This window comes from Actinomadura sp. GTD37 (genome assembly GCF_041951365.1).
Taxonomy (GTDB): domain Bacteria; phylum Actinomycetota; class Actinomycetes; order Streptosporangiales; family Streptosporangiaceae; genus Spirillospora.
Window position 1 is genome coordinate 223,587 of sequence record NZ_JBGNUS010000007.1, and the last position, 12,726, is coordinate 236,312.

The 12,726-nt window shown below is 74.3% G+C and carries 7 protein-coding genes; 3 read left to right on the top strand and 4 right to left on the bottom strand.

Annotation, left to right across the window (positions count from 1 at the left end; genetic code table 11):
• Positions 1-8: 8 nt before the first annotated feature.
• Genes ACA511_RS31495 through ACA511_RS31505 form a run of 3 tightly spaced genes read left to right on the top strand, consistent with a single transcriptional unit; the run spans position 9 to position 7,833 of the window.
• Entirely contained in the window at positions 9-1,688 is a 1,680-nt protein-coding gene (locus ACA511_RS31495) for a trypsin-like peptidase domain-containing protein (RefSeq protein WP_375028300.1), read from the top strand.
• A complete protein-coding gene (locus ACA511_RS31500; protein ID WP_375028301.1) occupies positions 1,689-2,681 on the top strand; it encodes an AAA family ATPase in 993 nt (330 codons plus the stop codon). It abuts the gene before it with no gap.
• A complete protein-coding gene (locus tag ACA511_RS31505) occupies positions 2,671-7,833 on the top strand; it encodes an SAV_2336 N-terminal domain-related protein (protein WP_375028302.1) in 5,163 nt (1,720 codons plus the stop codon). Before ACA511_RS31500 ends, ACA511_RS31505 begins: the two co-directional genes overlap by 11 nt.
• 222 nt (positions 7,834-8,055) lie before the next feature.
• Here the strand turns inward: ACA511_RS31505 and ACA511_RS31510 are convergent, their stop codons facing one another.
• The 4 genes from ACA511_RS31510 to ACA511_RS31525 all read right to left on the bottom strand — a co-directional run bounded on the left by ACA511_RS31510 (position 8,056) and on the right by ACA511_RS31525 (position 12,647).
• Entirely contained in the window at positions 8,056-9,312 is a 1,257-nt protein-coding gene (locus ACA511_RS31510; RefSeq protein ID WP_375028303.1) for a hypothetical protein, read from the bottom strand.
• 163 nt (positions 9,313-9,475) lie between these two features.
• Positions 9,476-11,542: a M6 family metalloprotease domain-containing protein gene (locus ACA511_RS31515; protein WP_375028304.1), complete on the bottom strand. Its 2,067-nt coding sequence runs from the start codon at positions 11,540-11,542 to the stop codon at positions 9,476-9,478.
• Positions 11,543-11,672: 130 nt separating this feature from the next.
• Positions 11,673-12,164: a ribonuclease E activity regulator RraA gene (gene rraA, locus ACA511_RS31520; RefSeq protein ID WP_375028305.1), complete on the bottom strand. Its 492-nt coding sequence runs from the start codon at positions 12,162-12,164 to the stop codon at positions 11,673-11,675.
• Between the two features lie 27 nt (positions 12,165-12,191).
• The gene (locus tag ACA511_RS31525; protein ID WP_375028306.1) at positions 12,192-12,647 is read right to left on the bottom strand and encodes an Lrp/AsnC family transcriptional regulator; all 456 of its coding nucleotides are present in this window, start codon (positions 12,645-12,647) and stop codon (positions 12,192-12,194) included.
• Positions 12,648-12,726: the final 79 nt, after the last annotated feature.

Sequence of the window (12,726 nt, forward strand, 5' to 3'; positions counted from 1 at the left end):
CGGGCATCGTGGACGACTGGCAGTGGCGCGCCTGGGTCGGCCACCCGTCCGGCGGCAAGCTCGGCGCGGCGTTCCTCATCACCGAGACCCGGCTGCTGACCTGCGCCCACACCGTCCAGGGGCTGGACGAGGCGCGCGTCGGCTTCCCCGGCCTGCTGGAGGACCTGCCCGCCGAGGTCGTCCGCTGCGGCGACTGGCGGCGCGCGGGCGACCCCGGCGACGTGGCCGTCCTGGAACTGCGTCGGCCCGTCCCGTACGAGCCCGCGCGGCTCGCCGGCCCCGACGGCCTCCACGAGCACGACCTCGCCGGGCGGACGTTCGCCGTCTGCGGATTCCCCCGGCGCACCGACGAGAACGAACGGCATGCGACCGTCACGACGTCCCCGCACCGGGGCATGCGGCGCGAATGGTGGGAGCTGAAGACGGGGCCGGGCGACTGGCTGGAGGAGGGCTACAGCGGGTCGGCCGTGTACGACGCGGCGACGGGCGAGGTCATCGGCATGGTGACGAACGCCGAACTCCGGCACGGCGACCGCGCCGACCTCGGCTGGATGCTCCCCCTCCCGCGGATCCGCGCCCACTGGGAGGAGCTGGACGACCTGCTCCCGCTCCGCTGGCTCACCCGGGACGCGCGCCGCGAGCTGCGCGGACTCCTGGACGGTGTGCGCTTCACCGATCCTCTCGCCGCCGGGCTCGAACAGGTCACCGGGCGCCGCGCGTCCGGCGGGTTCCGGTCGGCGTGGGCGTCGGTCCGGTACGTCGCCGAGGGCTGGCCGGAGGACCGGCTCGTCCGCTACCTCGCGGCGCTCGGCCGGCACCTGCCCGAGGCGGCGCGCGGGCGGTTCGACGCCTGGTCCGCGCGGCACCTGCCCGGCGCGGCGGCCGCCCCGCGCCCCGCCCCGGGGGCCGGGCCCGCGTCGGTCATCGTCCGGCTGGAGCGGGTCACGTTCGACAACGCCTTCGACGTGACCGTCCACACCTGGATCGACGGCGCCGCAGGGACGTCCCGGCCCACCGAGCGGGTCCCCGACCGGCGGGTGCGGCCGGCCGTCGAGGCGGGCGTGGCGGCGCTGGCGCCCGCGCTGTTCGGCCGCGACTGGATGATCGAGTTCGCGGTGCCGGAGAGCTGGCTCGGCAAGCCGTTCGAGCAGTGGCACCTCGACCCGCGCAACAAGATCCCGATGCGCCGGTACCCGGTGGTCGTGCGGGACGTGGAGCGGATGCGGCCCGACTCGATCCGCCGCGACCAGGCGCACCACCGGTGGCGGCTGCTGCGCGAGCGCGGCCGCAGCGACCCGCGGGCCATCGCCTGCGACGCGCCGCGCAAGGGCCGCGACTTCCAGGACTGGCTGGAGGCGAACGTCGACTTCTGCGTGCTCGTCTACGGGTCGCGCCCGGTCAGGAGCTGGCTGACGGCCGCGCTCAACAACGGCGTCCCGGTCATGCTGTGGACGCGCACCCCGTGCGACGCGCCGACCCACGGCGACTGCCGCGGGCACCGCGTCCTGGACGAGCTGACCGCCGCCGTCTGCGACGAGGACCCGGGCGACCTGCCGCGGGTGGCGCTCGCCCTGCGCAAGGCCGCGCTCGTCGCGCCCAAGGACGAGCCGCACTGCGGACGCGACCTGACCCTGCTGTGGGACGACCCGTCCCGGCTGCCCGATCCCCCGCTCGCCATGGAGGTATAGGTGCCCGACTGGCTGCTCTACACCGGGAGCCGTCGCCCCCACGACGGCATCACGCGGCTGCCGCCGCCGCCGCCCTGGCGCGCGTTCGACGGCGGACCCGTGCTGAAGACGCCGCCCGGCGGTTCCGGGAACGAGCACCAGGCGACCACCTACCGGCCGTCGGACGACGCCGTGCAGCAGGTCAACGCCGCGCTGTATCTGCGTCGCCCGCTGCTGGTGACGGGCCCGCCCGGTACCGGCAAGTCGACGCTGGCCTACGCGGTGGCCCACGAACTGGATCTCGGGCCCGTCCTGCACTGGCCCATCACCAGCCGGACCACGCTGCGCGACGGCCTCTACCAGTACGACCCGCTGACCCGCCTGTACGCGGCGGGACGGGACGGCGCGACGGCCGGGCGGGACGGCGCGCCCGCCGAGGAGGACATCGGCCGCTACATCCGCCTCGGCCCGCTCGGGACCGCGCTGCTCCCCTACGGCCGTCCCCGCGTGCTGCTGGTGGACGAGATCGACAAGAGCGACATCGACCTGCCCAACGACCTCCTCACGATCTTCGAGAAGGGCGAGTACGAACTGCCGGAGCTCACCCGGCGGGCCGACCCGTCCGCCGAGGTCATGACGGCGGACGGGCCGGGCGCCCGGGTCACCGTCACCGCCGGGACCGTCCACTGCAACGCCTTCCCCCTGGTCGTGATGACCAGCAACGGCGAGCGCGAGTTCCCGCCCGCGTTCCTGCGGCGCTGCGTCACCGTGGAGCTGCGCCAGCCGTCCGGGGAGGCGGAGCTCGCCGCGATCGTCCGGGAGCACCTGGGGCCGCTGGCCGAGGAGAGCGACGACCTCGTCCGGCGCTTCTTCGAACGGTCGTCGTCCGGCACCCTCGCCACCGACCAGCTCCTCAACGCCGTCTACCTGTGCCGCCACGCCGACGCCGGGGACCGCCGCGCCCTCGCCGACCGGATCATGCCGTACCTGACCGGGCCGGTCGATGACGACTGACGGCGGGGCCGGGCGGCGGCCCCCCGCGGGTGAGATCGACCGGCTGCGGGCGGCCCTGTCCGCGATCGGGCCGCCGCCGGACGCCCGCGAGCTGAGCGAGATGCTGTGGCTCGCCTGCCACATCGCCCCCGCCGGAGAGCCGCCGTCCGCCGTCCCGCCGGTCCCGCCGCCGGCCGTGCCCGGCTCTCCGGAGGTCCCGCGGCCGCCGGTTCCGCCGGCTCCGGCGGCTCCCGCGCCGCCGCCCGCTCCGGAGCCGCTCACCGGCCTGCATCCGCGTCCCGGGCCGGGCGCCGCACCGGCCGGCGAGGCGGCGGAGGTGCTCGTGCCGACGGCGCCGATGCTGGCGGACGCCCTCGGCGTGCAGCGGGCGCTGCGCCCGCTGAAGCGCCGCGTCCCGTCCCGGCACCGGCGCGAGCTGGACGAGGAGGCCACGGCCGCGCGGATCGCCGACACCGGCCGGTGGACGCCCGTCCTCGTCCCGTCGCCCGAACGGTGGCTCACCCTCACCCTGGTCGTCGACACCGGCCCCACCATGCGCCTCTGGCGTCCGCTCGCCGGCGAGCTGACCGAGACGCTGATCCGCCAGGGGGCCTTCCACGACGTCCACGTCGCCTACCTGGACGGGACGGGCCGCATCGCCGCGACCCCCGGCGCCTCCCTCCAGGACCCCGGCACGCTGCTGGACGCGTCGGGCCGCCACGCCGTCCTCGTGCTGAGCGACTGCTCCGGGCCGCACTGGTGGGACGGGCGGGCCGCGCGGGCGGTCCGCCGCTGGGCGCAGGCCGGGCCGACCGCGATCCTGCAGCCCCTCGCCGAACGCCTGTGGCGCCGCACCGCCGCGCCGGCCACGCCCGGCCTCGCCGCCCTCCCCCGTCCCGGCGCCCCGAACACCGACCTGCGCTTCCTCCCGTTCGACGGCGCCCCGGCGCCCGGCACGCCCGTTCCCGTCCTGGAGGTGGCGCCGCACTGGTTCGCCGCCTGGGCCGGCCTCGTCTCCGGTTCCGGCCCGCAGCCCGCCGCCGTCGCGGCCCTGCCCGCCCGGACGTCCGGCCCGGCGCCGGTCCGCCGCGAACGCGACCTGCCGGTCGGCGAGCGGGTGCGCCGCTTCCTGGCCACGGCGTCCCCGGACGCCGCCGAACTCGCCGCGCACGTCGCGGTGTCCGTCCCGTCCCTGCCGGTGATGCGCCTCATCCAGCACCGCATCCTCGGCGGCTCCGGCCCCGGGCAGCTCGCCGAGGTCCTGCTGAGCGGCCTGCTGCGCCCGGCCGGCGACGTCCGCTACGAGTTCGTCCCGGGCGCCCGCGAGGCCCTCCTCGACACGCTCCCGCGCCCCGAGGCCCAGCACACCCGCCACGTCCTCAAGGCCGTCTCCGCCGAGATCGAACGCCGCGCCGGCACCGCCGCCGAGACGTTCCGCGCCCTCCTCCCCGCCGACGGCGGCCCCGTCGCCCTCACGGCCGACACCGACTACTTCGCCCTGGTCACGCCCGAGACCCGCACTCACCTCGCCCCCGCGGAGGCCCCGCCCCATGACCCCGACCTGGTGGAACTGCTCGGAGCGTCCGCCGAGGAACTGATCGACCGCTTCTGGGGCGGGCCGTCCCGGAAGACGCTCATCGGCGCGCTCGGCCACGGCGGCTGGATCTACCTGGACATCATCGACGGCGGCCCCGACCTGCCGCACGGCCTCGTCACGGGCCCCCGCCCGGCCCGCGAGGCCCTGCTGCGGACGATCGTGTTCAGCCTCGCCCTCACCCACTCGCCCGACCTCGTGAACGTCGTGCTCGCCGGCCTGCCGTGGGACACCTCCTTGACGGACCTGGACGGCCTCCCCCACGTCACCGACGCGGACATCCCCTCCACGCCGACCCCGGCGCTGGCGGGCGCACTCCAGGACCTCGGAGCCGAGCTGAGACGCCGCGAAGCCGTCCTCCGGGACGCCGGGGTCGCCACGTGGGACCAATACCAGGCGGCACTCGCCAGGGGGCGTCCGCTCGCCCCGCTCCCCGCGATCGTCGTGATCGTCGACGACGCCGACCCGCTGGTCGAGTGGGGCCGGGGGCTCACCGCTTCCCTCACATCGCTGTGCACGACCGGAGCGGGCGCGGGATTCCGCTTCGTCTTCTGCGCGCCGGACGGCGCCGCGATCCCCCCCTGGTCGGCGGACCTCACGACCTGGCACGCCGACGCACGCGACCGGACGCTGTCCATGAAGCTCCCGACGGGGGCGCCCGTCCGGCAGGAGTTCCGGCCCGCGCACGTCTCTCCCGACGCCTCCGCCTCCATCCGGGAGCTGATACGCCGCCGCGCAGGCCACACGGAGGGCTCCCCCGCGCGCGCGCAGCCTCCCTCGCGCGAGGCCGTGCCCAAGCCCGACGTTCTCAGCCTGAACGGCGGCGGGCCCAGCGGCATGTTCCACGAGACGTGGGCGCTCCCCGCATCGGAGCCGCGGAACCCTGCCATCGGCCACGACCCGGACGGCAACGTCCTCACCGTCTACCCGCTCGACTTCTCGTCTGGCCTACCGCACGGCCTGGTCATCGGCGCCTGGAAAGCCCGGCAGCGCGTCGTCCGCGCCATCACGCTCGCCCTGGCCGCCGGCCACTCCCCCGCCGACCTCAATTTCGTGTTCGCGGGCCTCGGCGAACACCCCCTCGGCGAACCCCTCGACCTCCCGCACGTCCGCTACTCCGAGGACGAACTGCTCGGGCACCCCGACAAGCTCCAGCACTTCTTCGACTTCCTGTCGGAGGAGCTGGACACCAGGGCGGCCGCACCACCGCGCGCCATCCCAGGCGCCTCCGATTTCCGCGTCGGCGCGGACCGTTTCTCAGGCGACCTCCAGGTGAGCGCCGCGGGGGACGTGGTCGCGGGCGACATGCGCCTACCGCCCCCCGCCGCCGACCCGCCGCGCCTGCTCGTGGTGGCCGACGTGTCGCTGACGCTGCCCGCGAGCAGGCCCCAGGTCGGCGAAACGCTCCTCTCGCTGGCGCAACGCGGGAGGTCCCTCGGCGTCCAGCTGCTGCTCACCTCGACCACGGTCGAGAACACCACGATCTGGGACCGCTTCCTCCCCCTCCTCGGCTGGCGCGTCGCCGCAGGCCCCGGCCCCCCCGCCGTACTCCAGCGCGTCATGGGACGGGCGGGCATCACCTTCCCCGGCGAGCGGACGGCCTACTTCCGCGCCGGCGGCGGCTCCCGGCAACGCTTCACCGTGGCGGACGAGCCTCCCGAACCCGTGGTGCGGGACTTCATCCGCCGTACGCGCAGCCGCATGCGGGACACCGCGACCGTTCGTGAGGCGGGTCCCGTCCAGGCCGATCCTCTGCGCTCCCGTGCCGTGCTGATCGGCGTGTCCGAGTACACCTCGCTGCCGGACCTGCCCGCCGTCCGGCACAACCTGGAGGGGGTGCGGCGGGTCCTCTGCGACCTGAGGGTCTGGGGGCTGCCGGAGAGCAACTGCGTCGTCCTGGCGGAGCCCGCGGACATGGCGCAGGTCCTGGAGACCGTCGAACGCGCTGCCCAGGAGGCAGAGGACGGGCTGCTGGTCTACTACACGGGGCACGGCCTGCGGGAGGAAGGCGGCGAGTTCTCCCTCGCCCTTCCCGCGTCGCGGCCGGGTGAGGCGTCCGCCACGCTCTCCTTCCAGCGGCTGCACCACGCGGTCGCCGGCGGCCCGCGCCACAAGGTCCTGCTCCTGGACTGCTGCTCCACCGAACGCACGCTGGAAGACGGCCTCCCTCCGGACACGCTCTCCGGCGACAGGACATTCGTCATGTCGGCGATGTCCGAAAGCGGGCCCGCGCCCGTCGACCAGGCCGGCCGCCACTTCCACACGACGTTCACCGGCGCGTTGATCGCAACGCTCGAGGACGGGATCGCGGGGGCGCCCGCCTGCCTGGACATGCGGACGCTTCACGAGGCCCTCTACCGGGACCTCACCGACAGAGGCCGGCCGCGCCCGTATTCCACCGAGTTCAACGACGACAACAGAGCCGTCTGCCTGTTCCGCAACCGCGCCCACGAGGCGGAGCCTCCGGCCGCGGAGGAACCCGCCGAGCCGATCATGGCGCTGCTCGACGGCTCTTACCGGGACGGCCATCTGGTGTTCTGCGGCCGGTTCCGGCAAGAGATGCTGACGGCGGCCCGGTGGTACGGAGCGCGACTCGCCCGCCGAGGCGAACTGCCGCACACGACCGTGACCGCGCCGTCTTGGCGGATGCTGGTGGCGCACGACTCGGGTGACGGTGCCACTACCGTCCCCGGGCTCCTCCGGGAGTCGGGAGGCGGGGTGCTGCTGGTACACGACGCGGGCGAACTGGTGACCTCCGAGGCGGGGCCGATGGGCATGGCGGTGATCGATGAGATCGCCGGATCGGCCGGGCGGGACGACGCCCCGCTGCTCGTCCTGTGCGGGGAGGTCCCCGCCATGCGCGCCCTGCTCACCCTGATGCCTCCCGACACCGCCGAGCGGTTCCGCATGATCGCGCCGGCGGAGTGGGGCGGTGCGGTGTCCCCGCTTCCGGTGCGCCTGCCGCGCGGCGAACTCGCGATGGCGTCGCACGGGCGCATCCCCATCGGCGTCGAGTACGGCACGCAGGCCCCGGCCGTGCTGGACTTCCGGGAGCTGCCGCATCTCACCGTGGCCGGCCCGCCCGGCTCCGGCAAGACGAACGTGCTGTACCTCGTCTTCGACGCCCTCAGCACCGGCGGGGAGGAACCGTACGTCATCGACCCGAGCGGCGGGCTGAACGACATGGACTTCCGGCTGCCGGGCCGGCCCCGGATCTCGTCCGGTGAGTACGCCGCCACGTCGACGCAGGTCCGGTCACTGATCGACAGGCTCCTCGGCCGCCTGGAGCGGTCGCCCGCACAGGAGTTCTACCTGCTCGTGGACGATCACGCCCTGCTGGACCGCGAGCTGTTCCAGCCGCTCGGGCCGCACCTCGGCGGGGGACGCCTCCACCTCGTCGTCGCCCGCACGGCGACGAGGCCGTACACCGGCGCCGATTCGCTGCTCGACGGGCTCCACCCGGAGATGTGCGCGGCCCTGCTGATGGGCGGGCCGACGCCGTCCGAGCGCGTCCCCGGGCGCGGGGTGCTCACCCGGGGGTACGAGAGCCGGTTCGTCCAGGTCGCGTCCGTCCTCTGAACGGTATTGGAACGACCGGCGCGGGGAAGGGCTACGCGTCCACCGCCTGGATCGGGGCCGGGCTGGGGGGCGCGGCGCTCGCGGCACTCACGCTCGACCGGGCCCGGCGGCCACGGGCGCGCCGGTCCCCCGAGGCGATCCGCTCGCGGGTGCGGGTCACGTAGCCGGGCGGGCGGAGGGCCGGGACGGTGGTGTCCGCTCCGGCCCTCCGGGTGCGGCGCGTCAGGAGCAGGATCTCGTCCGGAACGCCCACAGGGCCCGGCGGTGGGAGTGTTCGGCGACCGTCCAGACGCGGTGCCGGCCGCGGTAGCAGGAGAGGTCCTCGGGGCCGTAGGAGATCGTCCGGCGCTTCACCTGGGCCCAGCCCCGCGACGTGCGGCGGGTCGTGAGAAGGGTGCCGCGCTTGCCTCGGTGGCTCTGGGTGAACCACCAGCGGCCGTTCGTCCGGACGGCGCCCTGGATCTTGTCGGCCGGGAGCACGGCGCCCCAGCTCGGCCGGACGGGGCCGCCGCCGGACAGCGCTTCGAGCCGCCACGTCACCACCCGTCCCCGCGGCCAGTTCGGGCGGCAGTACTCCCCGGCGGTGAGGACGTGCGGCCGGGCGGTGCGGTCGACGGAGATCCAGGACATGCGCAGCGGTCCGGTGCCCCGGCACTTGCCGCCGACCTTGCCGTGGGCGAACTCCCAGCTGCTCGTCTGCGGCATCACGTACCGGAATCCGTGCCCGTAGTACTTGCCGTGGTGGAGGCCGACCCAGCCGGGGTGGCGGGTCGAGCCCGCACCGCTCTTGGACAGGTCGTAGATGTGGCGCATGTCGAACTCGCGCACGCCGTGGCGGGTGTCGGCCACGTACAGCCTGTCGCCGTACCAGGCGATGCCGCCCGCGTGGATGCCGATGTCGGAGTAGGTCGCGCGGCCCCCGCTCATCCTCGGCTCGACGAGGAGGACGTGCCGGTACGTCCGCCGGGCGGGGTTGACGAACGTGAGTCTGACCTTGCCGCTGTTGTGCCACGACACGAGGATCGGCCTGCCGCCGCCGGCCGTCCGTTCACCGGCCGCCGCGTCCGAGACCGACGTGACGCCCTGCGGGACCCACTTGCCGGTGGCGTTGTCCTTGCGGTTGAAGCAGTAGACGAGCGAGTGCGCGGGCACGCCGGCGCGTCCGGCGCAGCCGCGGCCCATCCTGGCCTGCCCGGACGAGTGGAGCAGCGCGTCGACGCCGCTGCGGTGGAGCCTGCCGCCGAGCGCCCGGACCGGCGTGCTCCGGTCGGCGCCGCGGCGCAGGACGAAATCGCGGGGATTCAGATCCGCCGGGGCCTTCGCGGACACCGCCGCCGCGGACACCGCCGTCACGGACACCGCCGTCACGGGCGCCGCCTGGGCGGCGCCGGGGACGGCGGCCGCCAGCGCGGCCAGCGGGACACCGGCCGCGAGGGCCGCGACGCCCGGCCGGCGGGCCCGGGTCACCGTACGCTGCATGATCATCACGCTCCGCTACGTAACCCCGGCCGGGTCGCGCTAAAGGCGTCCGCACCCCCCGCGATGATCAAGTTATGTTTACGCCCGCCGGGTGGACCCCCGAGATCGCCCGGGACATCGCGGGACGGGACGGCCCCCCGCGCGGAGGGCCGCCCCGGCGGGGTCAGCGCAACCGGCAGGCGCCGGAGCCGGACGCGGACGGGTCGCTCTCGGACGTCCCCGTCAGCCGCAGCCGCGCGTGGCGGGACGCGCCCGGCGCGGCCTTCGCCCAGACCTCCACGTGCGTCCCGCCGCCGGCCGGTGCGGTCGCCAGCTCGTTCGGCAGCCACGCCGTCCAGCCGTCGCCGGACACCTCGGCCTTCAGCCGGAACACGTCCGAGCCGTGGGGGCCGGCGCCGCCGCGCCCCGTGTTGCGGAGCGCCATGGTGCACTTCGTCCAGCCGGAGCCGGCCGGGCGCGCGTGCCCCGAGGACAGCCGCACGCCGCGCCGCTGCGGCCCCGCGCCGTCGAGCGAGCCGACCGCGACCGTGTAGGACAGGACGCCCCTCCGGTCGCGCCGCACGTCCAGGACGTAGAAGTGCAGCCGGTTCGCCTCGTCGACGTACTCGTACTCGCTGCCGGAGTCCGTGCCCGCGTGGTAGAGCGCGTCCGAGAGCTGCCGGTAGTCGCCGATCGTCATCTTCTGCGGCGTGCCGTCGGGGAGGACGAAGTCGACCTTGTCGATGTCCTGCGGGTTGGCGTCCTTGACCCAGATGAACGGGGCGCGGTCCTGGTCCTTGGTCTTCGCCAGCAGGACGCCGGAGTCGGGCGTGAAGGAGTCGGTGCCCATCCGGTCGACGACCTCGAGGGTGTAGTTGTCGTAACCGCCGCCGTCGCAGAGCGGGTCGGCGCCGGTCTCGCAGCCGGGGCTCTTGTCGCCGCCGTCGCCGAGCTTCAGATTGATGCCGGACAGCTCGTTCCCGCCCGGCTCGGCGGACCGGGCCGTCACCGTGGCGACGGCCATGCCGGACGAGGCGAGCGCGTCCCGGCCTAGTTGCAGCACCTTGCCGGAGTCGACCATGCCCAGTTTCAGCTTGTTGCGGAGCATGTGCTGGGCGCCCATGGACCCGCCGCCCGTCGCGGGGATCGTCCACCGGCTGTGCGGGCCGCCCGGCCCGTTGAACGTGCCGCGGCTGAGCATGTCCCACGGGCCGCTGTAGGCGCGGCGCGGCGGGTCGCTGTACGGGTTGTTGTAGTTGTCGCCGATGCCCAGGATGTGGCTGAACTCGTGGGCGTACACCGACATGCCGGAGCTCTCCGCCTGGGTGGAGGACACCCCGAAGATGGCGTTCGGCCAGATCGTGGAGCCCGCCTGCCAGGACGTCCAGGGGATGTACCGGGTCTTCACCCAGTTCGGCAGGCCCGGGTCGCCCGGCCCCCACTCGGGCGGCACGTTCTCCTTCGTGCCGAACTTCATCTCGCCGAACTCCTGCCACGTGGAGCTCTCGTCCTGCCCGGCGCTGAGGAAGAAGACGAAGTCGTACTTCTTCGCCGCCTCCTCGCCGACGTCGGCGACCCACGCGCCGCGGGCGTCGCCCCGCAGGTCGCGGCCGCAGGTGTCGCCGGACGGGCAGCCCGTGCCGCCCTGCATGCCGTCGACGCCGTACTCGTGGTCCTTGGCGGGCATCCGGTAGGCGCCGAACCCGGTCAGGTTCACGCCGTACCGGCCGCCGGAGTCCTCCATCCAGTACTCGTGGAGGGTGTGGCCGTGGTTGAGTTCCTGCGGCTTGTTGAGGAAGCCCTCGTAGAACGAGGCGACCTTGTCGCGCGGGACGTCGCCGACCTCGACCGGGTTGCCGAAGACGGACGAGTTCTTCGGCTGCGTCACCTCGAACGGCTGGTTCGCGTAGTCGACGAGGACCACCGCGACGTTGAAGTTGCGCACCGACCCCTGCCGGGACGGGTCCGCCCACGAGGCTCCGGGGATGGACCTGTAGTCGTCCCACGTCATCGTGTCGGGAAGCTCGTAGTTCTGCGGGTCGATGGGGCGCGGGGCGCCCGCCGCGAACGTGCGGGCGGACGGCTGCTCGCGCTGCCACGGCTGGGTCTGCGGCCAGTGCCGCATCTGCCAGGGGTTCGCGGCCGGCTCCGGGATCGGCGTTCTCGGCTGCGCGGCCGCCGGGACGGCCGCGAGTCCCGTGACGAGCCCCATCGCCGCCGCGGGGACCAGCAGCATCTTCTTCGCGCGCATGTCTCCCCTACCTCTCAGAAGGGTTGCTGAGAGGTAGGTAAGAACAGGCGCTTCCGCCCCGCTAGGGCCGACTTAGCCGATCTTGCACCGAATGTCCTGGCATGTCGCGCGATGCGCCCAGGTCACGGCCTCAGCCGGAGCCCAGGGGCAGCTCGCGCTCGGCGACCACGATGCCGTCCTCGTCGCTGTAGAGCCAGTCGCCCGGACGGAACTCGACGCCGCCGAACGACACCGGGACGTCCGCCTCGCCGGCGCCGTCCTTGGCGCTCTTGCGCGGGTTCGAGCCGAGCGCCTTCGCGCCGAGGTCGAGCCCGCGCAGCGCCGCCACGTCCCGGACGGCGCCGTTGATCACGACCCCGGCCCAGCCGTTCGCCACCGCCGCCGCCGCGATCATGTCGCCCATCAGCGCGGACGCCAGCGACCCGGCGCCGTCCACGACCAGGACCCGGCCGCCGCCGGGGGTGTTCAGCAGTTTCTTCACGAGGCCGTTGTCGCGGTGGCAGCGCACGGTCGAGACGGGGCCGGCGAACGACGTCCGCGCGCCGTACTGGCGGAACTGCGTCTCGCAGCTGCGCAGCTCGTCCCCGAAGTCGTCGATGAGGTCAGCGGTCGCGAAGTCCATGCCGGCAGCCTACTGTTCGGTAACCGATCAGCCCGAGGGCGCGTCGGTGGGACGGCCGATCAGCCGGGAGAGCACGATCGACGTCTTGGTCGCGGTGATGTTGTCCTCCCGGCGCAGCCGTTCGAGGGCCTGCTCCAGGTGCTGGATGTCGCGGGCCCGCACGTGCACGAGCGCGCTCGCGTCGCCGCTGATCGTGTACGCCGCGACGACCTCGGGGTGGCCGCGGACGCTGGAGTAGATCTGCTCCGGGGACGTCGCGCCCGTGCAGAAGATCTCGATGAACGCCTCGGTCGTCCAGCCGAGCGCGGCCGGGTCGACGACCGCCGCGAAGCCGTTGATCACGCCGTCCGAGCGCAGCCGGTCGACCCGCCGCTTCACCGCCGGGGCCGACAGGCCGACCTTGTCGCCGATCTGCGCGTACGAGGCGCGGCCGTCCTCCAGGAGACGCGCAACGATCCGACGGTCGAGGTCGTCAAGACGCAACAAATAACACCCCCCAAGTCGGTTTTCCGCATTGGTCGACGGTCATTTCCGAACATACGCTGGGAAGCGGACCGGCGGC